Below are 26,991 nucleotides of genomic sequence, written 5' to 3'. Positions count from 1 at the left end.
AGCTTCCTGAAGATTGAGGTTTGAGGACTATTGCTCTTTTAATAGACACCCGACGTGCCGCCACCATCTACCGCGATAGCCGTTCCCTGAATGTGGCGCGCACGCTCGGAACATAAAAACAACGCAAGTCCTGCGACGTCTTCAGGCTGCCCGATTCTGACGATGCCGTCCTTGGCGATCTGTGCTGCGCGCACTTCTTCTACCGATAAGCCGCTTGCTGCTGCCCGCTGACTAAACAGTTGTTCGACACGAGGGGTTTCTATCAAACCCGGCAGGATTGCGTTGACGTTAACGCCGTCAATTTTACCCAAGCCAGAAAGTCCCTTGGTAAAGTTGTGCATGGCGGCATTGACTGAACCACCGACCAAAAATCCGAAATCTGGCGTACGCGCAGCACCGCCGATAATATTGACCACGTGTCCATTCGCTGCTTTTAGCAAAGGCCAGAATAAGCGGCAAAGGTTGACGCAACCAAAGAACTTGAGCGCGAACCCATCCTGCCAGTCTTCCGAGGACTGCGAAAGAAAAGCACCAGCGCGCGTGGCGCCAGCTGCATTGACCAAAATATCGCAACGCCCATAACGCTGGGAGACAAAATCAAACACCGACTTGCATCCCTCCTCTTGGCGCAGGTCAGCAACATAAACGTCGGGACGCAACGCAACGTCGCCCACGCCAAGGTCTGACGCCGCCGCCTGATTTGCGTGCGCGGTGAGAACCGTTTGCGCGCCCTCGGCTGCGAACGCGGCGGCAATTGCGCGCCCAATCCCACCACTGCCACCGGCGACAACGACAATTTTTCCTGAAAATTCGTTTTCCATAATGCGTGTATTCCTCGCTGCGTTGCGTTAATTTACATTGAGTTCAGTTCGGGGTTGATTTCCCTTCATCGCTCTTTCTCGCTTACAGGTTAATAATACAATCATTACACAGTGTGCCACAGCCGCCGTCGAATGTTCGGTAGCGGGCTATGGGCAACTATTAGCTAAAAATGGCCGATCATCTGCTTTCGACTGCCCCGATCCTTATGCCAGAATTACGCTCAAACCGGCATTTTTCGGAACGCGACCGCAAAGCGGTTCCAACTATTAATAGATGTCACCAACAAGGTTAAATCCATCAACTCGGCATCATCAAAGAACGGCCTGACTGCATGCCACACCGCATCCGGCACGTGATCGTGTGATACCAGTGTCAGCGCCTCCGTCCATTCCAGTGCCGCGCGTTCGCGGGCGGTAAAAAATAGCGACTCGCGCCATGCCACAACAGTCGCCATCCGGCGCTCGGTTTCGCCTGCCTTACGCGCTTCCGTGACGTGCATATCGACGCAAAAAGCGCAGCCGTTGATTTGCGAAGCGCGCAGACGCACTAACTCTTTTAGGGTGATATCCAGCGTTCCTTTGCTGACCTGATTTTCAACCGCCATTAAGGCTTTGATGACGTCGGGATTGGTTTTGTAAAAGTCGAGGCGGGATTCCATTTTGATGTCTTTGCTAAGTTGAGTGATAAGGGATAAAAAATATTTTAGGTAATTCAATACATTTAGTATTAGGACTCACGCAAAACCGTCCCAACAGGGCTTGCCGAAGACAGTGCCTGAGTATCGGGCCTCGTAGCCGACTAGGAGAGCACAACGCAGTTGGGGCGATTTGCGTCAGTCCTCAGTATGCGAATATCATGGCAGTATCGAAAGAGCCAAGAAACATCAAAATGACTAGTCCATGAAAAAACTTCATCCTGTCCCGCTCACACTTGAACTGCAAGTTGATCGCACGCTGCAACTGCCTATCTATTTGCAAATTTGCCAACGCTTCAAGACAGCCATTGCACAAGCCCACTTACGCGCAGGTGATCGTGTACCCGCCGTGCGGGCGCTCGCGACCGCGCTCAATTTAGCCAGAGGGACGGTGGAAATGGCCTACCGGATTTTGACGGATGAGGGGTATTTACAAGTCCGGGGCGCAGCCGGCACTGTGGTATCACCCTCACTGCCCGTTCCAGTGGCACACAAGCCACTGAGCCTTGCGGCTGGACCATTGGCACCGGCAATGACCGATTACGATGGACTGGTACCTAAGCCGATGCAACTTGGTCTGCCTGCACTTGACGCTTTTCCTCGCAAGGTCTGGAATCGTCTTGCCGCGCATCGCCTGCGAGATTCTGAATCGATTGGATTAGCGTATCCTGATCCCTTAGGCTATCGCCCGTTGCGCGAACGCATTGCGACTTATCTGGGGCTGTCGCGCGGTGTTAGTTGCATGCCTGAGCAGATCTTCGTCACCGCGGGTTACCGCGCTACGTTAGAACTCGTTTTGCGCAGTCTCGCCGCACCTGGTGATGCCTTCTGGTTTGAGGATCCCGGCTATATATTGGCGCAACTGTTTCTGCGCAACGCTGCCGCCACGTTGGTTCCTATCCCTGTAGATGAGCATGGCTTAATGGTTGAGGAAGGATTGCGCCTGCGTCCGGACGCGCGGTTTGCCGTGGTGACGCCTTCGCATCAAAGTCCGCTGGGCGTCACGCTGTCGCTGGAACGCCGAATGGCCTTGCTCGAATGGGCCAGTTCGGCGCATAGCTGGATCATCGAAGACGATTACGATAGTGAGTTCCGCTATCAGGGACGCCCTCTACCCGCACTAAAAAGCCTTGATCGCGACGACCGGGTCATTTACAGCGGCACCTTCAGTAAAGTAATGTTTCCCGGTCTGCGCCTATCTTATGTGGTGGCACCACTTAGCGCCACCGCACGATTTCAGACTGTGTGCGCCGATCTGAATGCAGGCTGTCCGTCTCTATTTCAGGCCAGTGTGGCCGACTTCATCGCTGATGGTCATTTCTCACGTCATCTCAAAAAGATGCGCCTGTTGTATGCCGAACGGCGCATGATCACCGCACAAGCGTTCCAGCAAGTGTTCGGAAACTGGTTACGTATTGATCTCCAACCGGGCGGTCTACACATCGTGGCAAAGTTGCCAGAAGGTACGGATGACGTCGTGTTAGTCGAACGCGCCCGCACCGCTGGCTTTGGATTGCACGCGCTGTCGCGTTGGTACATTGACGCCCGGCCACAACCCGGGCTGGTCATCGGTTTTGCAAATATCCCCGATTCAGATACCGCCATCAGTCTTGCTTTAAGACTAAAACAAGCACTGAATGCCTAACAAAATGCCACTACAAATATAACGATTTTTTTAAATGTATTCCAAATGACGTAAGCGGCAAGCATGCTGTCACCCATTGTCGTTTATAACCTGAATTTTCTACGGCACTATGTGACTACTTGCAACGCACAGAACGGCATGTCGACCATCATCTCGCGCCGCGCCGCAGCAACCGCCTCTTCCACCGCCGCATCACCAAATACCAAACCTTCCAGAAGGATGAACTTGACGTTTTTAATCCCAATAGAGCCCAGCGCATAGCGCATATAAGGCGTCAAAAAATCTGGTTGACGCGCCCGCTCACCCGCATGGAAGCCGCCTGAACCAACGATCACGAACGTTGGACGATCTTGCATCAATCCAATCTTTCCTTCTGGCGTGGGACTAAAAGTACGGTGAATCCGCAGCACATGATCAATCCACAGCTTGAGTGAAGCCGGGACAGTAAAATTATGCATCGGCGTAGTGATCACTAGCATATCGGTTTGCTCAATCTCGCCGATCAAGCGCTCTGACCAATCGAATGCATCTGCTATTGGCGTTTTTGATGTGATTGCGGCAGCATATTTCTGATCGATTATCGGCAAAGGTTCTGCTACCAAATCGCGCTCAATGAGCTTTACATCTTGCATGTTCGCTTCGGGTGATTGCTTGAGGGCGGCGAACATCTCTTTGGCTAAACGATAGCCGTGACTCGCTGTGCCATGGGGGCTACAGTTCAACAGGAGTGCACGCATCATGCTACCCCTCTTGGCATCAAAGCTTCGACAAAATGCATTCCTCTTGCCAACAGACCATGGCGGAAATAAAACCGCTGAGCCAGTGCCATATGCAGCGCGGTATCCAATACAAAATGCGCGCACCCTGATCCTATCGCCTCTTGCCGAACCGCCTCTAACAACTCGCCACCCACGCCAGAGCGTTGCAAGCGAGCGGTCACTACCAAGTCATCAATATAGATAAACTCGCCATAAATCAGATTTTCTTGAAGGCGATATCCCGCTAAGCCGAGTATTTCATTGTGCTTGTATGCGGCAAGCAGACGATAGCCTTGCGTACGCTGTCGTTCTATCTGCGCCGTGAATAACTGCGCATCCTGCAAATGCGGGCGCAGCTCTTGCATGATTGGGAAGGCAGTCAGGATAGTTGCCGGATCGTCCAACTGCCTGAATTCGGTGGGTCTGTTCATGAGATTCCTCTTCGCTTGAGCCTCTACTATAGCGTCGCAATGGCACATCTTATAGTGCCAAGAAATAGTAAGCCGACTAGGACATCAAGCAAAACATATCAAGATTCTAACGCTGCAATCCATCCTTATTTATGCAATTTGTTGCGCGTTTCCCCCCTTTTTTTGCATCATTAGTCCCATCACAATCGCCACAACCGCGATGCCGCTTGCGACATAACCGATACTTCCGATCCCAAAGCGTTCAATACCAAAGCCGCCAATCATTGCACCAACGCCGATGCCCGCATTTGCTGCCGACACGTTGATCGTACCGGCCAGGGCTTGTGCGTTGGATGCCGCTTTCATGACACGTACCTGACATATCGGAAATAAAGCCGTATAAGCAATCCCCCATATCAACAGGTCCAATCCCAGCCAGCCATACGACCCTGCCAATGGCACGCTACCCGCCATCCCAATCGCCAGCAAAAGTGTAAATACAAGCGTCGCGCCGAGGGGACTGCGATCAACAACATAACCACCGATCCAATTACCCATCATGCCCATTGCACCAAACCCCATTAACCACCATCCGACTTGCGAAGTTGGGACGCCCGCGACACGTTCGAGCGTATCGGCCAGATAAGTATAGGAAGTGAACATCGCTGTAAACACCACAATGGATAAAGCAACGTTAGCAAGAAAGTGGGGATCCTTCAGAATCTGCGTCTGCTCGGCAATTTTGACGCGCTGCGGACGCGCGACGGTCGGCATAAACATGACCAACAACCCCGCCATCAACAAACACAATACCGCCAAACCCCAAAACGTCCCACGCCAGCCAACGGCATCCGCCGCCAGCGTTCCCAAGGGAATACCGAACAGCAGCGCCGCAGATATCCCAAAGTAGACTTGCGACACGGCGCGGCCCGCGCGTTCAGGCCCGACAATTTGTCCGGCAGTTTCACTCGCCGTGCCCCAGAAAACCGGCAATGCCAATGCAGCAATAAAGCGTGCCAATGCAAGTATCCATATATTCGTCCCCAAAGCGGCTAATGCATTTGATACGGCAAAAACCAGCATGATGACGATGAACAGGCGCTTGCGTTCAAAATGCGACAAAAAAACGGTCAGCACGGGGCCGAATAGCATGACAGTGAACGCAAAAAGTGTGACCAACAGACCGGCATTAGAAATCGATATACCGAGGTCACGCGCCAAAGCGGGCAACAAACCGACGATCAGGAATTCGGTGGTAACGATGACAAATGCCGCAAACGCGAGAATCGCAATGGACAGACCTTGTTGACCTGGGTGCGAGGCGATGTCAATGGCTGGAGATAAAATTGGCGGCGAGGCTGGTGATGCGGGGACAGCGGACGACATAATAAGAAAACTTTCTTAATTGAAATGTATGGCAAGGATATGCGAGAATGGAAGTCTCATATAAGGTGATTTTTCTCAACTTCGAAGAATTAAATTCCTTAATGACCTATTCAATGGCTAAATATGCATCCGACCGAACAGTTTAAGGGTATCGAAACCTTTGTTTATACGGCAGACGCAGGAAGCTTTGCCGCGGCGGCCATTCGCTTGAATCTGACCAGTTCCGCCGTCAGCAAAAGCGTGGCAAGACTTGAGTCCCGGCTTGGCGTGCGCCTGTTCGAACGTACTACGCGGCGCTTGAGGTTAACCGATGCTGGTCAGACCTATTACCGCACTTGCACTGCCGTACTGGAAGAACTCAAGGCGGCAGAAACTATTCTGGCCGCCCAAACCATCGCACCATCTGGGCGACTGCGGGTCGATTTACCTTCATCGTATGGTCGCTCCCAAGTCATGCCGGTGCTGCTGGCGTTTGCCCAGCTCCATACCAAAGTACGTCTGCACGTCTCTTTTACCGACCGCTTCGTCGACCTTATCGAAGAAGGAATTGATGTCGGTGTGCGTATTGGCGGCCCCGATAGTTGGCCGGCATCATTGGGCCACCGCTACCTCGGCAGCGAACGGTTGATTTTCTGTGCAGCGCCTTCCTATATCAAGCGACGCGGAATGCCAAAGACTGAAGCAGATATGGACGCCCACGATGCCGTCCTCTACCACAAGGCAGATGGCACCAGCAGTCCCTGGAGGATCAGTCACGGCAACGGACATATCGAGCACCGGGCGATAGAAGGTGGAATCGTGCTCGGCTTGGGTGAAGCCCAAGTCAGCGCGGTATGCGCGGGGGCCGGGATCGCACAATTAGCAACCTGGCTTATCAAAGACGAATTGGCGAGCACAAAGCTGGTTGAAATACTGCCGCAGTTAGCAACAGAAGGACTTCCGCTGTCGCTGGTATGGCCACGCAGTCGACAGTTACTACCAAAGGTCAGTGCCCTCCTTGATCAGTTGACAGTATCTTTATCCGTTAGCTAAATTGCACGGAACCTAGCTGACGAGGACAATGTAAGTGCGCGTCGCGCACGCCGTTCTCATTGATGAGAAACAATCAGGCATTTACATTGCCCAAGATAAACCACAACCGATGAAGACCCATTTCACCTAGACGAACAATCAGGCTTGCCAATCATATTGGCATAAATAAGGCCATCTAAGAATGGCAATGTACGTTATCCTTGCAACTATTCTACAATTCCAATATTATAGAAATATAGAATTAACTCGGACTACAATAATGAATACTCAAACTGCTATCGCCGCCCTAGCCGCACTGGCACAAGATTCACGCCTTGCCGTGTATCGCTTATTAGTGCAAACCGGACCATCCGGCATGCCGCCCAGCAAAATTGGTGAGCAGCTTGGCATTCCACCATCGTCGCTATCATTCCACCTAAAAGAACTGACCCATGCGAATCTGGTCACCTCAAAACAAGAGGGACGCTTCGTTATTTATGCAGCCAATTTCACCACGATGAATGGCCTGATCGGATTCCTTACTGAAAATTGTTGCGGCGGCAATCCATGCATATCCAACACTACCTGTAACGCAGAAACCATCCAAACTTAAACCCGACAATGCATCGACACAAAAATAAATACAACTAAAACCCAACCAACCATCATCCGGATTACGCAACGACAAGTAAGACCGCCTACTTGAATTACCTCCGTCTTATCGAGAAATACTATGACGATCCAATGCGAAACTCGCGCAGAATCAAGCACTGCTGCGCCCATGAATTTATTTGAACGTTACCTCACGGTTTGGGTGGGGTTATGTATCATTATCGGGATTGTTCTGGGCAAGGGATTTCCCCATGCAGTACAGACTATCGGCGCACTGGAAGTCGCTAACGTTAACCTGCCGGTTGGCTTGTTGATCTGGGTGATGATTATTCCCATGCTGCTGAAGATCGACTTTTCTGCGTGGAATCAGGTTAAAGGACATGTACGCGGTATCGGCGTTACCTTATTTATTAACTGGGCAGTCAAACCTTTCTCGATGGCCTTACTCGCCTGGATATTTATCCGCCATTGGTTTGCACCGTATTTGCCGGCTGACCAGTTGGATTCTTACGTGGCAGGATTGATCCTGCTGGCCGCCGCCCCTTGCACCGCGATGGTATTTGTCTGGAGCCGTCTGACCGGCGGCGATCCGTACTTTACGCTGTCACAAGTTGCCATGAACGACTTGATCATGGTGTTTGCGTTTGCGCCCTTGGTCGCCCTGCTTCTTGGCGTATCGAGTATCACCGTCCCTTGGGCGACATTACTGACCTCAGTGGGTTTGTACATCGTTGTGCCGGTGATCATCGCCCAGCTATGGCGCAAATTGTTGCTGCGACGCGGGCAATCCAGCTTCGATAAAGTAATGGATCGGATCCAACCTTGGTCGATTTCGGCGTTATTACTCACGCTGGTATTGCTCTTCGCATTTCAAGGCAATGCGATCATTGAACAACCGTTGGTCATAGCATTGCTGGCTATTCCGATCCTGATACAAGTCTTTTTTAATTCCGCAATGGCTTATTGGCTTAACAAAATTATTGGCGAAAAGCATTCGATTGCCTGTCCATCCGCATTAATCGGGGCGTCCAACTTCTTTGAATTGGCGGTTGCAGCCGCGATCAGCCTGTTTGGCTTTAAATCCGGCGCGGCGCTTGCAACGGTGGTCGGTGTGCTCATTGAAGTACCGGCCATGTTAGTCGTTGTCAGCGTCGTTAATCGGACGCAAGGCTGGTACGAAAGACGTTGAGTTGGGCTGGGCAATGGGCCAGATTACCAGTCCCCTTTCTATAAACAGAAAATTTACACGCTTTTAAGAAAGTTATTCCATGAGTATCACAATTTATCATAATCCTGCTTGCGGAACATCCCGCAACACATTGGCTTTAATACGCAATGCCGGAATTGAACCCGAAGTGATCGAATACCTGAAGCAGCCGCCGTCACTTGCAACACTGACAAAGATGATCTCCGATGCTGGCCTGACGGTACGGGAGGCTATCCGACAGAAAGAAAAGTTGTATTCGGAGCTCAGCCTGGACAATAACAAGTTAACAAATACACAATTACTTGAAGCCATGATAACGCATCCGATTCTGATCAACCGGCCATTTGTGATCACGCCAAATGGCACGCGCTTGTGCCGTCCGTCCGAGTTGCTACTCGACATTCTACCTATCCCACAACGGGCATCGTTCAGTAAAGAGGACGGTGAAGTTGTCATCAATGCGGAGGGGCAACGTGTCTCAAAATAAAACTGAGCGCATGATGGAAAGCCTTCTACCATGCGATCCTGCAATGCCGAACATTCAAGCCGACCTGTTTCACACGCCATTGATATCGGATTTTACTGGCATCGCACGTTCGTCCCACGCGCCCCGTTTCCTGTTGTTGTATGGATCATTACGTGAGAAATCTTATAGCCGCCTTCTTACCGAAGAAGCTGCCAGACTTCTCAATGCAATGGGTGGTGAAGTCAAAATATTTGATCCGCGTGACTTACCGTTGCCTGATGGCGAGCCCGATAGTCATCCAAAAGTGCAAGAGCTGCGCGCACTTGCCCAGTGGGCCGAAGGTATGGTCTGGTGTTCACCGGAGCGCCACGGCGCGATGACAGGCATCATGAAGGCGCAGATCGACTGGATTCCGTTATCGATCGGTGCGGTGCGTCCAACACAAGGGAAAACCTTGGCGGTGATGGAGGTATCCGGTGGATCACAGTCATTCAACGCGCTCAATCAGATGCGTATTCTGGGGCGCTGGATGCGGATGATCACCATTCCGAATCAATCTTCCGTTGCAAAAGCCTTTATGGAGTTCGACGACGCAGGCCGCATGAAACCTTCCGCCTACTACGACCGCGTTGTCGACGTTATGGAAGAGCTGTTTAAATTCACCTTGCTCACCCGTGATGTTTCCGACTTTCTGGTGGACCGTTATAGCGAACGCAAAGAAAGTGCCGAAGAATTAAGCAAGCGGGTGAATCAAGCCACGATCTGATGGTTATTTTTATTAAAAAAAAATTCTGCGATCCGATCCCTGTGCATTTTTTTGCTCCGGGATCATCAAGGGCAACGTCGGCGGAGAAAGCGAAAGATACTTTTGAGCAAAGATAATCCCTAACGTTACCGCTATCAAAAAATACCGCAACACCTTCAGCTTAAAGCCAATTCAAACCATGCTTTAATCTACACAAATCAACGGAATACTTGGTAAGCTAGTGCGATATTTTACGCATAATCGACCTCCAATGAAGCCAGCCTCCTCTCACTCGCACGCCGCCCTAATTGAAGGCCCGATAGCAAAAACCTTGTTCTTTTTTACATTACCGATTTTATTCGGCAACGTATTGCAATCGTTAAACGGATCGGTCAATGCGGTATGGGTGGGCCATTATCTGGGCGAATCTGCATTGACCGCGACCGCCAATTCAAACGCTATTCTATTTTTTCTCATCACCAGCGTTTTAGGACTTGGGATGGCGGCCACGATACTGGTCGGGCAAAGCCTTGGTGCAAGAAATACCGATCAGGCCAAACGCGTAGTCGGCACCAGCATCACCTTTTTTCTCTGCTTGTCTTTGCTAGTTGCCATGTGCGGATTTCTATTCTCCCGACGGTTGATGGAGTGGATGCATACGCCGCATGATGCCCTGCCCTTGGCTGTTGCTTATTTGCGCATCATCTTCCTGGCGTTGCCGTTTCAGTTTTCAACCATCTTCATCACGATGATTTTGCGCGGCGCTGGCGATACCAAGACGCCGTTAAAATTTCAGATGCTATCGGTCGGACTCGATATTGCGTTAAATCCATTATTTATTTTCGGTTGGGGTCTCATTCCACCACTTGGTATCGCGGGCTCGGCGGTCGCCACGCTAGTCGCACAAAGTATCAGCCTGACCGCCCTCGTTAGCTTCTTATATTATAAAAAACACTTCCTTTGCCTGCATGCTGGCGAAGGACATTATCTGCGCCCCGACCGCGCGATTTTGAAAGCCATGATCCTTAAAGGCATTCCAATGGGATTGCAAATGGTGGTGATCTCTCTATCCATGATCATGATGATTTCGCTAGTTAATCATTTTGGAACTCAAACCTCCGCTGCCTATGGCGCCTGCCTGCAACTTTGGAATTATGTACAAATGCCAGCGCTCGCCGTCGGCATGGCCGTATCTTCCATGGCAGCGCAAAATATTGGTGCACGCCGACTGGACCGGGTCCAGCGCATTGCGATGGTCGGGATTATGTTTAACTTTCTCATGACGGGTGGTCTGGTCACCCTGATTTACCTTTTTAACCAGACGGCGCTTTCGCTCTTTTTGCCGGCGCATGTAGATGCCCTACCTATCGCACAACACATCAACGCCATGGTCGCATGGTCTTTCGTGGCCTTAGGCGTGACCTTTGTATTATCGAGTGTGATGCGTGCTTCGGGTGCCGTAGTGGCACCGCTGGTGATTCTATTCCTGGCGTTATGGTGCATACGTCTACCATTTGCCAGCGTGCTGATGGAAAGTTGGGGAGCAGACGCACTCTGGTGGAGTTTTGGCGTTGGCTCGTTATCGGCGATGCTGATGTCTATCGGCTATTACCGTTTTGGTCCATGGCGCAATGCGCATATGCTTCCTGTTTCTCCTGCAAGCGCTACTTAAAAAAAATCAGGACAGAATAAAATTCTCCACGCATCACCTCCATCTATCAAAGTGGAGGCGATGCATGTCTATTTTTCGCACGGATAATACAACCCCAAACCACAAAGCACCTGGTGCACGGTCAAGTCCGACCAACAATTCTCCTCCTCCCGCCACCGCCTCCGCCGCCATGCCGACCTTACGCTACAAACGAGACTTCAGCTCCATCTTCTTCATATAGTGGCGAATAGAAAAATCCGTTCATTCACACAGATTACTCTGCCATCAAAGACTTTTATTTATAGACCAATCTCGTAAATTTTCAGATTTTTCTCGACGCTATTTAGTTGAAAATGGTCCTTCGCTTTTTAAATAATAGTCCAATGTTTATTTGGGAAAAACGTTAGCGCGTCTTTCGCTGCATTTCGCATTGCGCCCTTTTATGGCTCTCGTACGGATTTGCCTTCATCTTTGTCTTCTTACACTTGTAAAGAACCCGACATCATGGCTGCTGCAAACAAAGGTTTTACGTTGGTTGAGCTAATGATGACCATCGTTGTATTCGGCATTCTGGTGGCAATTGCTTTGCCATCAATGCGTGACTTTGTAGATGAACAACGCGTCTCTACCAGCGTAAAAGAGTTTATTGCCGCCAATCGCCTAGCCAGATCCGAAGCGGTCAAGCGCGGTAAGCGTGTCACCGTTTGCAGTAGCGTCAACGGAGATATCGGATCGAATGTCTGCGCTTTGAAGACCAATTGGTCCAGTGGCTGGTTGACGATGACCAATGACAGCGGTGGAAGCGGCGGAGAAATAACCGCCCGGCGCGGCGCGTACCCTAAACAATTGCTGGTTGAGGCGACCGTGACTGCATTGCACTATCAGGATACTGGAAGAATCGAAACAAAAACCGGGGTAAGTCCATTTTTCTTATTTAGTGTCGATCATAAATTTGTTCACAAAGTATGTATCTCAATCAACGGACATGTGCAAATACATCGACAAAATGGCGAGTTTATTCCGGCTTGTTGAACATAAGAGATATCCTATGATGAGCTTCATCAACAATCAGAAATGGCAAAAAAAGAAACGCCTGAAAATTGCGGCCCAGCGGTCCCGACAAAGCGGAGTCGGCATGATTGAGGTTTTGGTCGCACTCCTGATTTCGGCGTTCGCTTTACTCGGTCTGGCAGGATTACAGGTCATCTCATTAAAATATCAAAAGGTGGCACAATTTCGTTCATTGGCTAGCCAGACCAGTGCAGATATGGCCGACCGCATACGAGCCAATGCCAGGTCCTCCGCAGCGGGCGACTACGTGACGCACGACGACTATCTCACCAACAGAACTCCCTCAAGCCATTGTAAATTCACTTCGTGCACACCCCGACAAATCGCGGCAGTGGATCTTTTCAACTGGCGCACCGATTTGAGGCGATCAATCGCCGGCGGCTGGGGAAACGTTACTGGCGACGCGACCAACGGCCTTACTCTGACTGTATATTTTTCTGAACCCAATAGAGCCAAAGCTGCTAATGGCGACAAGCCCGATCCGAATTGTGCCGCCAACTTTCCTAGCGGTACGGATATCAACACAATCCGGTGTTTTAAAACGGTATTTGTGCCATGACGACCATCCTGCTAGCGATTCCTAAAAAGAAGCATCGTGGATTCTCCCTGATTGAATTGATGATCTCATTAGCGATTGGTTTAGTGCTGATGGTATTCGTTACCAGTCTTTTTTTTAGTAGCCACTTTAGCGCTCGCTTAAACGACGACAACGCGCGCATTCAGGAAGATGGCTACATTGCCATGAACATGATAGGCCGCAATTTGATGCAAGCCGGATACGGCAATATGCGCACAACCACCGCCACAGACTTTAGCGGGATCGGATTCAAAGCCTGTCAGCGAGGTTTTAAGTTACCGTTGACCGATGACTTTCAATGTAATACGACGGCCAAACAGCCCGAATTCATTGTGAGTTATATGGTAAATACGGAGATAGGCCGTTGGAATTCCTCAAACTATTGGGATCAAACTAGCGCTGATTGTAACGGCGCACTACCGGGCTATACCGATCTTCCTGAGCCTACGTCAGTCGCGGTGATCAATCGCTATTTTACAAAAACGGTACATGGCGAGACTTCGTTATTTTGCGAGGGTAACGGAAAAATTGTTAACGCTCAAGAACCGGCTCAGTCAATGTTAAGTAATGTCGACAAAATGATATTGACCTATGGCGTGGATACCAAAGGTGTCTATTCTCCCTCGACTTTTTTCAGCAATGCCGATGACGTAGAAGCCCTTCCTATTTCAGGGTCCAACAAGACTAATTGGGATCAGGTCATCAGTGTAAAGGTGTGCATTGCGCTGCATAGCGACAACGAGGTGACTTCGACCCCGCAATCTTATCGCGATTGCGATAACACGACCAGAATTGCACCTAATAAAAAATTGCATACTACGTTAACACGCACTTTTGCCTTACGTAATCACGTACAACCTACGTTGCTGGATCAATAAATGCACGCAAAATATTCTATATATTCAGATAGTCGTCATGACCCAGCGAACGTTTCCCACCACGCACCACGAAGCAGTGATCGGTGTGTCCAATCGGATCATCACTTTTTCCACCATTCATTAGATGAAAACGCAAGTTTTTCCAAGATTAAGCCGGCTAGAAAACTAAAAATAAATCTGCGGAATAAGACGATATCAAAGACGATAACAAGGCAAGCCGGGATTGCCTTGCCTTTGGTACTCATTTTTTTTGTCGTCATGACGCTACTGGGAGTGACCGAAATTCGCAATGCTACCTCGGGCGAAAGCTTGGCGGGCAATGCGCGTAATCAGCAAATGGCGTTTCAAGCCGCGGAGCAGGCACTCCGTCATTGTGAAATCGATCTGCAAAAAAGTATAAGAAACGGCGCAAGAAGCGACTACGAGGGTCTCACATTAAAATCGATTTATCCCAAGCCTTACGGCGTAAAAAGCCCACCAAAATGTCGGGCCACCGACATTTCAGACACTTTGCAATTAGGTCCAACGGAAGTCAGCAGAGATGAAAGCATCTTCGTCTACCAGATCACAGCGCGCGGCACTGGTCCCTCCGACAATGCGGTTGTAATGCTGCAGAGCTCTTTAAGGTTTAAAAAATGAGAGATACGCAAATCATGTTACCAACAACACTATTCGTCAGATTAGCCTCATCCCGATTATTCGTGCGCAGAATACATGGTCGCGGACTCAAGTTAATACGCGATACAGCAGTCAGCATCACTGGCTTAACCATGATGGGATTATGCAGCAGCGCGTTGGCTGAAATTGCGCAGTCTCCCTTATTTTTGGCGGAGCCACCACCGCCCAATCTCATGTTTATCTACGATAATTCGGGCAGCATGAACTTCGAGACTCTAACGGGGGACGATGTAACCAATGCGTATACATCCCCCCAATATAATCATGACAAATACGGATGGATTTGCAAGAATTTTTGCTTTCAGCAACCAGACAAAAATCAGGCCGCTTTTTTCTCAAGCGATTGGAATCCAATTTATTACAACCCAGCACTCACCTATACCCCGGGACTGTTGGCTAGCGGTCGATCTATGGCGAACGCAAATGCCACCTCGACATTATTGGATGGGTACGCTAAGACCGGTCAAAAAATTCCCCTCACGGCAATTTGCCACGTCACTAAAACATTTAAACTTCCCCTCTTCCACCCACAGACATTTGCTACAAATAAAACTTGTACGAAGTCCGGCCCCATTATCAAGGCGCAATATGCGTACTATTACACATGGCACGGTCAAGGAAAAACAAATGGATCGCAGTACCAAGATCAATTCTACGTACGAACAGACATTCTGCCCTCCACCGCTTTTTATCCACGCGCATCGACGCGTAGCGATTGCACAAAAAATGCCACCAAATGTACATATAACGAAGAAATTCAAAATTTTGCCAACTGGTTTTCCTATCATCGCTCCCGCCATCTGGCGATGAAAACTATGCTTGGTATCGCCTTCTCGGGGTTGAGCGATCGCTTCCGCATTGGCTTTTCAACGATTAATCAAAATAAGACACGGTTTGTTCCAATTGCCAGTTTTACTAGCGCACAAAAATCACTATGGTACGAAAAGTTATACACCAGCGAGTCGAATGGAGGCACGCCGCTTGCGATAGCACTTGATAATGTCGGAAAGTACTACCAAGGACTTGGCATGCCTGGCATCTCACCCGCACCGCCTGATCCGATTCAATTAAAATGTCAGTCAAACTACGCCATTTTATCGACCGATGGCTTTTGGAATCTGTCGAATTCAAAAGTTGATAATTTCGATAAAAGCGTGCCGTACGATTTACCTGCTCCGGTGCCGCTTGACCCGGTGTCCGGAAAGCCTTTCATCCCAGGCCAACCTTTTCCTCCACCTTTCTATGAAGGTGCTACCCCGACATCCGGCACCCTGGCCGATACGGCGATGAAGTATTGGTTGACGGATATAGGATCCCGACCAGGACAAGGTGGAACAGTCGGACATATCACTGCCAATAACAAAGATCCGGCAACCTGGCAACATATGGTGACGTATACCGTCAGCCTCGGTGCAAGTGGCGTATTAAAATATCAGCCGGATTACCAAACCTCACTATCAGGTGATTACGCCGGAATTAAAGGCGGCTATCGAAGCTGGCCAGTGCCCGTAAGTGATAAATCAAATACCATCGACGACCTTTGGCATGCTGCGGTAAACGGTCGTGGTAGTTATCTCAATGCACAAAATCCCACGATCTTAAAAAATGGTTTGATTGAGATGCTGAAATCCCTCAGCGACATACAGGGTGCGGGGTCGAGTATTGCCTATGCCGGCGCTACGGTCGGTGCGGCTGGATTCTCTTATGCTCCAAGCTTTCAATCCACAAAATGGACTGGACATTTAAAGGCTTACAGCATAAAAAATGGGGTACAAAAAGAGCTGCAATGGGACGCCGCAACACTATTTCCGCCCTGGGACTCGCGAAATATTGTGACCTGGAATACAGGCACAGGCGGAATAAAATTTTCATGGAGTAACTTAGACCCCTTTCAAAAAATTGATCTGGGATCGGAATCGATATCGGAATATTTGCGCGGTAATAAAGCATCCGAGCAGACGGTAAACAGTAGCGGTGGCACTTTTCGATATCGTGAAAACTTGCTCGGCGACATCATCAACTCATCACCGTTACATGTCGGAAAGGCCAATTTCGGTTATGCAACATCAGCCTCTGATGGAAACGGCGGCGAAACGTATGCCGCGTTTCTCAAGAAAAAAGAAAGCAATCGCGCCGCGATGGTTTATGTCGGTGCGAACGATGGAATGCTACATGGTTTCGACGCTCAAACCGGGATTGAAAAATTCGCATTTATACCGAATTCCGTTTATCCCCATTTGAAATCATTGAGCGATCCGGCTTATAAACATCATTATTTCGTCGATGGACAATTGGCACAAGGAGATGCCTATCTTGGTGGGCAATGGAAAAATATTTTATTAGGCAGTACTGGTGCGGGTTCACACGGCGTATTTGCGATTGATGTTACTAGTCCCGCGAGCCTCGGCGCACGCAGTATTTTATGGGAACTTGGCGCCAGCGGTGACTTTAAAGATCTGGGCAATGTATTAGGAACGCTGGCGGCCGTACGTTTGACAAATGGAAGGTGGGCGGCGATCTTCGGAAACGGATATAACAGTGCGAGCGGTAGAGCGATTTTATATGTAGTCGATCTTGCCAGCGGTAAGCTGATTCATCAAATAGACACAAGGATTGGCGATACATTGACGCCAAACGGATTATCCACACCGGGCTTGCTGTTCAATCATAAGCGTGAATTGATCGCTGCGTACGCGGGTGATTTAAAAGGAAATTTGTGGAAATTCGATATGTCATCCACCTCTCCTTATAATTGGGTATCAAAAAAAATGTTCACGGCCACCACCGCCAATGGAAGCATTGCGCCGATTGTTCAACAACCGCTATTGACACCGCACCCAACGGCCGGCTTTATGGTGACCTTTGGCACCGGAAAATATTATGAAACGGCCGACAAAACCAATACGGATAAGCAAGCCTTATATGGCGTATGGGATAAACCTGGGCTATTCACAACAAAAGACCGCGGAGATTTACAACAACAAGGACTCACGCCAATGGTGCAAAACGGCGTGACGGTAGGACGTATATTAACCAATAGAGCTGTCGACTGGTCCTCTAAGCGAGGGTGGTATATCGATATGCTAGATCCCGGCGAACGATTTGTTGGGCGCCTACAAGTCATAGAAAATGTTGTGCTGCTGTCGACAACGCTTGGCCCCACCGTAAATCCCTGTGACGGGGGCGGTACATCGTACACGATGGCAACCGATATCCTGAACGGGAGCGTCGCTAAAGATTTTGTTTTTGTCGATAAGGATGGCAAACCAATACAGGATGCCCAAGGTAACAACGCTAGCGCAATTGGAACTGGCGGCACTTCTTCCGAAGGCGTAAGTATTCCCGGTACATCAAACGACTGCATTACCATCAATCAACTGGATGGCAAAACTACATGCATACCTTATGTCACGTCGTCGGAGGTCATACGGCGATGGCGCCAGATAGTTGTGTCAGACCAATAAAGAAATCTAAGCGGCGCTGATTGGGATACGCCATGAAGCGTTAATGCCTATTATTTGTACGCTGCGTGAAGAGAAACACATGTTGAAGAGTGACTCAATAAACAGCGATGACACCATTCAGGAAGCCACAGTGAGCAGAAAAAAAATACAAAAACAAGTCGGATTTACTTTGATGGAGCTGATGATCGTGGTCGCGATCGTTGGGATTTTAGCTGCTATTTCCGTACCTAGTTATGCCGAATATATAAGGCGCAGTGACAGGACACAAGCGATGACGGCATTGCTACGAGCCAGCAACTGGCTTGAGCAACAATTTACGGTGAATAACACCTACCTGGTCAATGGAACACGTCCGATTTTGCCGCCGGAATTGGCCCGCTCACCAGAATCAGGAAATATCAGATACAGTTTAAAGGTTACTGCGAGTTCTGACAGTGCGTTTACGCTTCAGGCTGCTCCTAGATTAGGGGATAGATGCGGTACGTATGTTCTGGATCAATCGGGGCAGCGAGGTCTGATTGGTGCCAACGTCAATCTGGTGGCGACATGTTGGGGCGGTGGCTAATTCGCTCTTCGCTCTGTATTACATTCGCTAGTTAGTTATTTGCATCGTTAGTTTTTACGTTGGCTGGTTATTGCATCGGCCGACCAATGTTAGTTCGGCCAGCTACTTTATCGCCCATCTGACTTTTAATAAATCGGTCATACGCAACGTTTACACACATTGTTTTTTCAGGACGTTTACTGTCGCAGAGACTGAAGCGACATCATGGGGCCTCAAGAAAGAAACTATTCCTAAGGCCCATTGAAAGTATCTGCGCAATCAACACATTGCCGCTTTAATGTCTTTACTTTACGTCTTCTTCAAACCCAGCAACGCGTATAAAATAATTGCACCAAAAGTCGCGGTACCAATTCCACCGAGCGAAAATTGACCCAACTTCAACGTAAAATCACCAGCGCCCAATACCAGCGTCACTGCAGCGACGATAAGGTTACGGTTATTAGAAAAATCGACTTTATTCTCAACCCAGATACGCGCACCAGAAACCGCAATCAATCCAAAGACGACGATTGATACACCACCCAATACCGCCGCCGGAATAGTCTGAATCACGGCCCCGAACTTCGGTGAAAAACCTAATACCAGCGCAATTAGCGCGGCAACCACAAATACCAACGTAGAGTAAATTTTTGTCACGGCCATCACGCCGATATTTTCAGCGTAGGTTGTAACGCCCGTTCCCCCAACACTACCGGAGAGTATGGTTGCCAAACCATCACCTACGAATGCACGTCCCATATATTTATCGAGATTTTGTCCGGTCATGGCACTTACTGCCTTAATGTGACCGAGATTTTCAGCGACCAGAATCACCGCAATCGGAGCGAGCAACGCCATCGCATTGAGCTGGAATACGGGCGCGGAAAAATGGGGAATACCAAACCAGGCCGCATGAGCGACGATTGAGAAATCGATTGCTTTTCCCATTCCTGCACCGTTGGTCAGCACCGCATAAATCACATAAGCGAGCATCAATCCGACCAAAATCAGCAAACGCTGCAACATACCGCGTGCGAACACCGCAACCCCGCCGACGCAAAGTACCGTGCCAAGCGCCATCCAGGCATCGAAATTGTTACCGATCACCCCTTTAACGGCAATGGGTGCCAAATTCAAACCGATCACAGCGACCACCGCGCCGGTCACTACGGGCGGCATCAGCTTTTCGATCCAGCGCGTGCCGACCAGCATCACCACGAAACCGATCACCGTATAGACCACGCCGCAAGCGATAATGCCACCGAGCGCGACCCCAAGATTGGCATTGACACCGCTGCCGCTATAACCGCTGACGGCAATCACTAGCCCGATGAACGAAAAGCTGGAACCCAAATAACTTGGAATACGCCCACCTACCAAGACGAAAAACAATAGCGTTCCTATGCCGGACATAAAAATCGCCAAATTTGGATCGAATCCCATCAGCAATGGCGCTAAAACCGTCGAACCAAACATCGCGACCACGTGCTGCACACCCATTGCAAAAGTCTGTGGCCAAGGCAGGCGCTCATCGGTTGAGATGATTTGTGCCTGCCCGCCTGCCACAGCGGCGCGCAAGCGCCACTTCGGAAAATAAGAACTCGCCATAGTTTTCTTCCTGAAAGCCCGACTGGCGATTGCTGTTTTTAGTCTATCGACGCAAAACAACCACCGCCAGTCGGATGATTTATTTGAATTTTGATTGGGGAGTAGTGTACGAAGACCAAGCCAAAATGACAATCGACATTCAGCAATTGCACGGAGAAATACCTGTTTAAGGTGTTTGTGTGACGATGACGGCGAAGTTATATATTTGATACTTTTTCAGTGCATGGTTAAAGCGCTAAAGGTCATGATGGAACTCAAGGGACTACATAAATATTATCAATTTCATCATTATCGGACTTAACTTGGCATCATTTCGTACTCGAAACCACAATAAATAAGCACGCAGACCAGTTAATCAAACAATGACAATTCATTGCCTTAATTACCACTAACACGCATCATTTCCGGAGATTTTTTGAAACAATTCACTGTCCGTCCTCTCGCAATCTCATTCGTTCTGCATAATCTGTTCAGCGCAATTGTTTTGACACTCGCTTCGCAAGCCATGGCCGCGGACCAAGCGCCCCACCCCGTATCAACGATGGCACGGTGGTCTGGCCGAATGATCGGCCTCAAATCGCGTTAGGTATTTTGTCGCTGACCACGATGGCCCCTGATAGCGCCGCAATCGAAAAAACGCTGACGTTCAATTCATTACTGTTGGTAGATGGCATTGCGCCTTCGGCAGATCTAATCCTGTTGGCGCGCCAGATCGCTTATAGTTTTAGCGTGAGACGGCGCTTTTCGGGACAATAAAACGATAGACTTCACCCTGCTCTGCTAAGTAGAACGATAATCCCGTGTGCGAGACGTTAAAATCTCGCACCCTTTCGACCCACATTACGGGCTTCCCGCTTTCCATTCTCCAACGCAGGGATCACACGGTGAAGTCGGTCAATTTCGTGTCTGCAAACGTATCGGGCGCCAGTAACCGCTCCATCACTTCAGACCAACGCAAAGGCGTTCTTTTCGGCGCTATACGCGGTGCCACCAGTGCTGCACGAATAGCCTGCCCGATCGAGTCGGCATCGCTCGGAATATACCCAAAGCGCGATGGATAGTCACCAGCAATCCCCACCGGGCATACCGCTGGCAACCGAAAAAAATCATATTGCATTAGCTTCATGGACGTATCGGAAAGATAGCGTGGCACCTCGCTCGAACGATAAGGTGCGATGCCCATCGTCGCGTGCTTGATATAGGGTAACGTAGCCTGATGTGGCATTTCTTCATGGACCACTACATTCTTTCCGTACCCCGGCTCGGCTCCCGTGCCCGACCCAATAATATGAAATGTGACTTCCGGGAACATTGCCGATGCGATGACAAAAAAACTGGGATCGAATAGCATAGACCCAACCGATACCGCATGCAGACCCGGCCCATACGGCGAGGGATCGGCATGATCTTCCACCGAATAATCGAAACCGTGCGGGATCACATAACAGTTTTCCAGACTTGGCATCCGATCAGCCAGCATGCGCGACGTTAGGCAAAGCGCATCCATTTTCGGCCCGACTCGGGCGAACGTATCTTTTACATAAGATGCGACGTTAATGGTATCGAGATCATCCGAGGCGAGATAAATAGTTTTTGCCTGCGGATTGAGGCGTCGCACTAAATCAAAGAAAATTGGTGCTATGCCACTTTCAAATACCACTACATCGGCATTTTGTATCCACTCCACCAGCACCGGACTGGGATGGTCGATGTAACGTTTAAATAGAAATTTTTCGATAGGATAAAAAGCACCCTTGCGCAAGTTGATTGGATGGATAATTGTTTTCCAAAGGTAGCAATTAACACCTTCGTACATCTCCACTTTATTGGCGAGACTATCCAAAGAACTCCGAGGATCCGATTTTAATTGGGAAAGAAAACTGTATTGGCATGAAAAAAAACTGGTCGGGCCATATTTCGCCAATTCTGCAGCGATGAAATGCATGTTCACCTTCCGCCGCGATCTGTAATCATGTGCGGTAATCACTAATGATCTCATCGTGTTAGCTCCTGTTGAGGCACACCTGCAAAACAGAGATTCGATTTACTATTGAAAACGTACGTCTGATCGTAGGGTCGTAAAAAAATGTAAGACACAAAATTGTTATATTGAACGAAAGCGATGTTTTACGACGTCACGACATCTTTTCTGGAGTCAATACTCCTCCTGACTTCTTGTGCTTCTTTCACAAAAAAATGTTCCATTGCGCGTGCCACGTGATCGCTAATTTCATTTTTGAAAGCGCGCTTTTTTTGCGTCCGTTTCCGATGTTTCATTTCAATCAGTTCAAGGGGTTTTTCGACGAATGGAACAGGAATTTCATAAAAATTTGTGTCTGACACCAGAGCACCATATTTTTCAAAAAAATTGTTATATGAAAAATAAAATTTCTTACCTTGCGATATCTGATTTTTATTGCCAATCCCTACCAACGTCTTAAAACCAAGTGCAGTCGTTACGCCGCTCATCGCCGCCATCAATAATTGCGCGGGTTGAATATCATGACAAAGTTTAGTCGCCAACTTCACATTTTCAAAATCATGCATTCCCTGAACACTAGAAATAAATAACACATTTTTGTCTCCAAGTCCAAAGGGAGCTCCATCGGAGATGACAAAAATTATGCGATAAATACTTACTTTATCTATTTTGAAAATTAAACATAGATCGCCCTCATAATCGATCGTGTGAGGAAATCCAATCACGATCTCACATACAATATCATCGATCTGTTTTGCCCATAGCCGTGCTGGCACATTATAAATAACCTCCAAAAAATTGGTTTTAAAATGTTTTTGCAAGTATAAATAATGTCCTGTCAATATCGCAAGGCTATTCTTCTTTGAGATATCAAAAGAGATGTAGTTCCGCAAGTACTTATATGATATTTCAGGTATATCAAGAATTAATTTGGCCGCCTGAGGATGGCTAAGCGTATTGACAAGCTTTATATGACGCCTGATATTAAGTAACAGGAATAACCCCCTTTGCCAAGTTTGCAAGGTTAAAATAGATCTCCTTTTTACGATATTCCGTGTAATGACGGAAGTAGTAAAAAATAGATATTTAAACGATATTTTTGAATTGATTGACATGATTTTATCTCCCAATAAAACATTAACAATTAACTTCAACTACCAACTTCTCTACAATTTAAATCGAAAAAATCGTATAAGAAATACGCATATGAAGAATGCGAATGATCAATTATCAATTTTCTCAACTCCGTTTATACATATCCTCAAACCGCACAATGTCATCCTCGCCTAGATATCCGCCTGACTGGACTTCGATCAAATGCAGCGGCATTTTTCCTGGATTTTCTAAACGGTGCTTGACGCCGATTGGAATATAAGTGGATTCATTTTCTGATAGAAGTTTTTCCTCGCTGCCGCAGGTAATCAGCGCGGTACCGCTAACGACCACCCAGTGTTCAGCACGGTGATGGTGCATTTGAAGCGATAGTTTTCCGCCTGGTTTGACGGTAATCCGCTTTACCTGATAACGCTCACCGATATCAATGCCTTCATAGCTTCCCCAAGGCCTGTATACATGGGCATGGCTCATATGCTCGGTTCGACCTTTTTTCTTAAGCGATTCCACGATATGTTTGACCCCTTGCACCTGATCTTTGTGGACTACCAGGACGGCGTCCTTGGTTTCGACGACGACCAGATTTTCCACACCGATGACAGCAACGAAACGGCTCTCTGCGCGCACCATCGCATTGCGAACGTTGTCGGCATAGACATCACCGCGCAGTACGTTGCCGTCGATATCGGACTCCAGAACGTCGCACAGCGCGGCCCAAGAGCCAACGTCGTTCCAACCAAATTGCGCTGGTACCACCACCGCATGCCGGGTATGTTCCATAACGGCATAGTCGATTGACTCCGAAGGACAGGCCGCAAAGGCGGCTTCGCCAAGGCGGCAAAAATCCAGATCGTGGTACGCATCATGAAATGCCAACTCACAGCTATCAGCAATCGCTGGCCGATAGGTGCTTAATTCGGCGAGATAGCGTGCGGCCTGAAATAGAAACATTCCGCTATTCCAACTGTAGGCAGGATCGGCAACAAATATCTCAGCGGTCTCGCGAACCGGTTTTTCGACAAAGCGCTCAACCGCAAAACAACCGTCGGCAGCCTCAACAGGCTTGCCCTGACGGATATAACCATAGCCCGTCTCTGGCCCAGACGGCACAATTCCGAAGGTCGCTAATGCGCCACGCACAACTGGTTCTAACGCCCGCTGCACAGCGGCATGGAACTCCGCCACATCAGTAATCACATGGTCGGCAGGTAGCACCAGCATGATGGCTTGCGCATCCCGTTTCAACAGAAAATGCGCTGCCGCCGCGACCGACGGGGCAGTATTCCTTCCTACTGGTTCCAACAATATTCCGCAAGGAGTAATGCCAATGGCACGTAATTGTTCTGCCACCAAAAACCGATGATCGTTGCCGCAAGCCACCAGTGGCGGCATCAATTCGGGCCACTCCGCTATACGCATTAACGTCTCTTGCAGCATCGTGAGGTCAGAACACAACGGCAACAGCTGTTTGGGTAACGCTTCGCGCGACAATGGCCACAAGCGCGTACCGGCACCGCCGGCTAAGATCACAGGATAGATTTTCATACCCTGCTCACCGAGTCGTCTATCAAATTCGCGTCAGAAATCGTATCGTCACCATTCTGTGAATTTGTTGATGCAGCCTTATTTTTAGGCAAGAATATTGTTTTATGTAGCTGATGGCGTGCATCACACCATGAGCGCTTGCCGGTCGTTGACGATAACGACATTTCCCCACCACGGGTAACGCCATATTCCTTTACGATCACCATTTCTTCCAACGAAGCCTCGGGGAATATCCGCGTGTACTCAAACAAGACGCTGCGCACCAGTGTGGAACCAGAACATATGTGGCAGCCATGTCCAATCCAGGTCGGGCCAATGATAGTGCAACCAGATTCAATCAGACAACCGGCACCAATATAAACCGGACCTTGAATCGTCGTTCCATTCCAGTCAATGCTGGTGTTAAGACCAATCCACACGCCGTCGGCAATCAGTGTTCCGGGAACTTCCATTTGCGCGACCTCACCTAATAAAACACTTTGCAGCACGCTCCAATAGTCGGTCACAGTGCCTATGTCGATCCAGTTGAAGAATCGCTGTTGCGCATAAAATGGCAAGCCTTTTTCAACTAACAAGGGGAACAGGTCGGAACCGATGTCAAACGATGTCCCAACCGGTATGAGATCAATGACTTCGGGCTCAAAGATATAAATCCCCGTGCTAGCAAAGTTGGATAATGCATTTTCCTGTTTTGGCTTCTCCTGAAACGACTTGATCCGTCCATCGAGATCGGTTACTACCACACCGTAACTATCGACCTTCTCCCACGGTACTTTCTTAGTGACAACACTCACCATTGCACCTTTCTGTTTGTGCTCAAACAGCGCGGAAGTCAGATCCAGATCGATTAACGCGTCGCCACAAATCACAATGGTCGTGTCATCAAAAAAGTGAGCAAATTCCTGAATCTTCTTAATGCCGCCCGCCGAACCCAACGGTTCTGGGATTAACTCGCCGTTATCGTTTATATAGCCTTCAAACGAATAACCAATCTGTACCCCGAACTGGCTTCCGTTACCGAAATACTCTTCAATTTTGTGGTGTAAATAGCTAACATTTACCATAATGTCGCGTACGCCATAACTGGCAAGAAACTCGATCAGATAAGCCATCACTGGTTTGCCCAAAATTGGTATCATCGGTTTGGGAAGGTCATAAGTCAGAGGACGAACTCGCGTGCCGCTACCTGCAGCTAATATCATCGCTTTCATTTTTATACTCCCTACAAAAGGTAATCGAAAATGATACAGATGCTTTAACAGTGAATCGCACTTGCCTCTAATCCCTTCAAATATCCCAGCGATGCTTACGACACAACAACAAAAATCGCAAGATGTCGACCGTGTAGCGAAACAACAATCGTCGTGGTTCCAGACAGAGCCGATAAAGCCATTCGAGCCTGGTCCGTTGCACAAAAAGAGGTGCACGCTGTTTGTCACCACTCCAGAAATCGAATAAAGCACCGACGCCAATCACCAGGTTTGCATTTAGCATGTCGCGATTCGCGAGGATCCACTCCTCCTGAATCGGATTGCCTAGCGCCACCAAAAGTACCTCGGCCTCGGTAAAGTTAATGGCTTCGATCAAACTGCCAGAATTCTCCTTAAACCCACCATATCCGTCGCAGGCACCCACCACGGTCTGACCCAACACGTCGCGCAGATGATGAGCTGCTTTAGTCAGCGTTTCAGGTTTGCTACCGAGCATAAAAACGCGCATTGACTGCGCCGATTCGGAAAAAAAATAAGGAATAAAATCAGTGCCATTAAGATTTTCATCAAACTTTTGACTGGAAAATAAGAATGCTGCAATATCCATTCCTACGCCGTCGTTCACAATCAGCACTGAATCGGATCTCATCCTGTCCAGCAGATAACGACACTGAACGATAAAATTCGTATTAGCAAAAAATAGCGTCGTTTTTTTATTTCTTCTGAGGGTGCGACGCAACGCACCTGCCAATACCCGGGAAGTTGTTTTACGCACCGGATAACCAGCGATTGGATTCATTTTCTCTAAGCTCATGGATAACTCCCACAAAACCGCAAAATACTGCGACCGCAAAAGAAGGAAGAAAAAAAAATTCTCTAGCAATCTTTTGCCTCTGAAAGATAAAACAAAATTT

Annotated in this window: 26 protein-coding genes; 15 read left to right on the top strand and 11 right to left on the bottom strand. The window is 48.7% G+C overall.

Annotated elements, in window-relative coordinates; translation table 11 throughout:
• Nucleotides 1-38 precede the first annotated feature (38 nt).
• The gene (locus ACXX82_RS16240) at nucleotides 39-821 is read right to left on the bottom strand and encodes an SDR family oxidoreductase (protein ID WP_458563267.1); all 783 of its coding nucleotides are present in this window, start codon (nucleotides 819-821) and stop codon (nucleotides 39-41) included.
• A gap of 221 nt (nucleotides 822-1,042) precedes the next feature.
• On the bottom strand, nucleotides 1,043-1,480 hold the full coding sequence (locus ACXX82_RS16235; RefSeq protein ID WP_458563266.1) for a carboxymuconolactone decarboxylase family protein: 438 nt from the start codon (nucleotides 1,478-1,480) through the stop codon (nucleotides 1,043-1,045).
• Nucleotides 1,481-1,721: 241 nt separating this feature from the next.
• On the opposite strand from ACXX82_RS16235, the gene pdxR reads away from it, so the two are divergent.
• Nucleotides 1,722-3,161 carry a MocR-like pyridoxine biosynthesis transcription factor PdxR gene (pdxR, locus tag ACXX82_RS16230; RefSeq protein WP_458563265.1) on the top strand — a complete coding sequence of 480 codons (1,440 nt, stop codon included), beginning with the start codon at nucleotides 1,722-1,724 and terminating at the stop codon, nucleotides 3,159-3,161.
• Between the two features lie 107 nt (nucleotides 3,162-3,268).
• Here the strand turns inward: pdxR and ACXX82_RS16225 are convergent, their stop codons facing one another.
• The 3 genes from ACXX82_RS16225 to ACXX82_RS16215 form a co-directional block, all read right to left on the bottom strand.
• Nucleotides 3,269-3,898 (bottom strand): FMN-dependent NADH-azoreductase, encoded by a 630-nt coding sequence (locus tag ACXX82_RS16225; RefSeq protein WP_458564006.1) that lies wholly within the window; start codon nucleotides 3,896-3,898, stop codon nucleotides 3,269-3,271.
• Entirely contained in the window at nucleotides 3,898-4,350 is a 453-nt protein-coding gene (locus ACXX82_RS16220) for a GNAT family N-acetyltransferase (RefSeq protein WP_458563264.1), read from the bottom strand. Before ACXX82_RS16220 ends, ACXX82_RS16225 begins: the two co-directional genes overlap by 1 nt.
• 129 nt (nucleotides 4,351-4,479) lie before the next feature.
• Complete coding sequence (locus ACXX82_RS16215) at nucleotides 4,480-5,715, bottom strand: MFS transporter (protein WP_458563263.1); 1,236 nt, start codon at nucleotides 5,713-5,715, stop codon at nucleotides 4,480-4,482.
• 123 nt (nucleotides 5,716-5,838) lie between these two features.
• Here ACXX82_RS16215 and ACXX82_RS16210 point away from each other — a divergent pair, with 123 nt between their 5' ends.
• From ACXX82_RS16210 to ACXX82_RS16150, 13 genes are all read left to right on the top strand, one after another.
• Nucleotides 5,839-6,747 carry a LysR family transcriptional regulator gene (locus tag ACXX82_RS16210; protein WP_322236567.1) on the top strand — a complete coding sequence of 303 codons (909 nt, stop codon included), beginning with the start codon at nucleotides 5,839-5,841 and terminating at the stop codon, nucleotides 6,745-6,747.
• A 259-nt stretch (nucleotides 6,748-7,006) separates the two neighbouring features.
• Nucleotides 7,007-7,339 (top strand): ArsR/SmtB family transcription factor, encoded by a 333-nt coding sequence (locus ACXX82_RS16205; RefSeq protein ID WP_458563262.1) that lies wholly within the window; start codon nucleotides 7,007-7,009, stop codon nucleotides 7,337-7,339.
• A 120-nt stretch (nucleotides 7,340-7,459) separates the two neighbouring features.
• Nucleotides 7,460-8,527: an ACR3 family arsenite efflux transporter gene (gene arsB / locus ACXX82_RS16200; protein WP_458563261.1), complete on the top strand. Its 1,068-nt coding sequence runs from the start codon at nucleotides 7,460-7,462 to the stop codon at nucleotides 8,525-8,527.
• Between the two features lie 79 nt (nucleotides 8,528-8,606).
• On the top strand, nucleotides 8,607-9,032 hold the full coding sequence (gene arsC / locus ACXX82_RS16195; RefSeq protein ID WP_458563260.1) for an arsenate reductase (glutaredoxin): 426 nt from the start codon (nucleotides 8,607-8,609) through the stop codon (nucleotides 9,030-9,032).
• Between the two features lie 13 nt (nucleotides 9,033-9,045).
• The gene (arsH, locus tag ACXX82_RS16190) at nucleotides 9,046-9,777 is read left to right on the top strand and encodes an arsenical resistance protein ArsH (RefSeq protein WP_416348551.1); all 732 of its coding nucleotides are present in this window, start codon (nucleotides 9,046-9,048) and stop codon (nucleotides 9,775-9,777) included.
• Nucleotides 9,778-10,027: 250 nt separating this feature from the next.
• Nucleotides 10,028-11,428, top strand: a complete 1,401-nt coding sequence (locus ACXX82_RS16185; protein WP_458563259.1) for an MATE family efflux transporter — start codon at nucleotides 10,028-10,030, stop codon at nucleotides 11,426-11,428.
• Nucleotides 11,429-11,492: 64 nt separating this feature from the next.
• Entirely contained in the window at nucleotides 11,493-11,648 is a 156-nt protein-coding gene (locus ACXX82_RS16180; RefSeq protein WP_322236557.1) for a hypothetical protein, read from the top strand.
• Between the two features lie 263 nt (nucleotides 11,649-11,911).
• Nucleotides 11,912-12,439, top strand: coding sequence for a GspH/FimT family pseudopilin (locus ACXX82_RS16175; RefSeq protein ID WP_322236555.1), 528 nt, complete (start codon nucleotides 11,912-11,914; stop codon nucleotides 12,437-12,439).
• Between the two features lie 16 nt (nucleotides 12,440-12,455).
• The gene (gene pilV / locus ACXX82_RS16170; protein WP_322236553.1) at nucleotides 12,456-13,037 is read left to right on the top strand and encodes a type IV pilus modification protein PilV; all 582 of its coding nucleotides are present in this window, start codon (nucleotides 12,456-12,458) and stop codon (nucleotides 13,035-13,037) included.
• Nucleotides 13,034-13,933 carry a PilW family protein gene (locus ACXX82_RS16165; protein WP_323506965.1) on the top strand — a complete coding sequence of 300 codons (900 nt, stop codon included), beginning with the start codon at nucleotides 13,034-13,036 and terminating at the stop codon, nucleotides 13,931-13,933. The genes pilV and ACXX82_RS16165 overlap by 4 nt, the downstream gene beginning before the upstream one ends.
• Entirely contained in the window at nucleotides 13,934-14,572 is a 639-nt protein-coding gene (locus ACXX82_RS16160; RefSeq protein WP_458563258.1) for a pilus assembly PilX family protein, read from the top strand.
• Nucleotides 14,569-18,075: a pilus assembly protein gene (locus ACXX82_RS16155; protein ID WP_458563257.1), complete on the top strand. Its 3,507-nt coding sequence runs from the start codon at nucleotides 14,569-14,571 to the stop codon at nucleotides 18,073-18,075. Before ACXX82_RS16160 ends, ACXX82_RS16155 begins: the two co-directional genes overlap by 4 nt.
• A gap of 43 nt (nucleotides 18,076-18,118) precedes the next feature.
• On the top strand, nucleotides 18,119-18,640 hold the full coding sequence (locus ACXX82_RS16150; RefSeq protein WP_322236545.1) for a type IV pilin protein: 522 nt from the start codon (nucleotides 18,119-18,121) through the stop codon (nucleotides 18,638-18,640).
• Nucleotides 18,641-18,928: 288 nt separating this feature from the next.
• Here ACXX82_RS16150 and ACXX82_RS16145 read toward each other — a convergent pair whose 3' ends face one another.
• Entirely contained in the window at nucleotides 18,929-20,227 is a 1,299-nt protein-coding gene (locus ACXX82_RS16145; protein WP_323506963.1) for a solute carrier family 23 protein, read from the bottom strand.
• A 534-nt stretch (nucleotides 20,228-20,761) separates the two neighbouring features.
• On the opposite strand from ACXX82_RS16145, the gene ACXX82_RS16140 reads away from it, so the two are divergent.
• Entirely contained in the window at nucleotides 20,762-20,983 is a 222-nt protein-coding gene (locus tag ACXX82_RS16140; RefSeq protein ID WP_323506992.1) for a catalase, read from the top strand.
• Between the two features lie 121 nt (nucleotides 20,984-21,104).
• Here ACXX82_RS16140 and ACXX82_RS16135 read toward each other — a convergent pair whose 3' ends face one another.
• From ACXX82_RS16135 to ACXX82_RS16115, 5 genes are all read right to left on the bottom strand, one after another.
• Nucleotides 21,105-22,226, bottom strand: a complete 1,122-nt coding sequence (locus tag ACXX82_RS16135) for a GumK N-terminal domain-containing glycosyltransferase (RefSeq protein WP_416348550.1) — start codon at nucleotides 22,224-22,226, stop codon at nucleotides 21,105-21,107.
• A 128-nt stretch (nucleotides 22,227-22,354) separates the two neighbouring features.
• Nucleotides 22,355-23,323 (bottom strand): DUF535 family protein, encoded by a 969-nt coding sequence (locus tag ACXX82_RS16130; protein WP_322236539.1) that lies wholly within the window; start codon nucleotides 23,321-23,323, stop codon nucleotides 22,355-22,357.
• A 124-nt stretch (nucleotides 23,324-23,447) separates the two neighbouring features.
• Nucleotides 23,448-24,866, bottom strand: a complete 1,419-nt coding sequence (locus tag ACXX82_RS16125; RefSeq protein WP_458563256.1) for a mannose-1-phosphate guanylyltransferase/mannose-6-phosphate isomerase — start codon at nucleotides 24,864-24,866, stop codon at nucleotides 23,448-23,450.
• A complete protein-coding gene (locus ACXX82_RS16120; protein WP_323507560.1) occupies nucleotides 24,863-26,077 on the bottom strand; it encodes a nucleotidyltransferase family protein in 1,215 nt (404 codons plus the stop codon). The genes ACXX82_RS16125 and ACXX82_RS16120 overlap by 4 nt, the downstream gene beginning before the upstream one ends.
• A gap of 76 nt (nucleotides 26,078-26,153) precedes the next feature.
• Nucleotides 26,154-26,891 (bottom strand): WecB/TagA/CpsF family glycosyltransferase, encoded by a 738-nt coding sequence (locus ACXX82_RS16115; protein ID WP_322236533.1) that lies wholly within the window; start codon nucleotides 26,889-26,891, stop codon nucleotides 26,154-26,156.
• Nucleotides 26,892-26,991: the final 100 nt, after the last annotated feature.

The organism is Glaciimonas sp. GNP009 (genome assembly GCF_054343755.1).
Note: the sequence above shows the minus strand (reverse complement) of the source record. Positions and strands in the feature narration are given on the sequence as shown.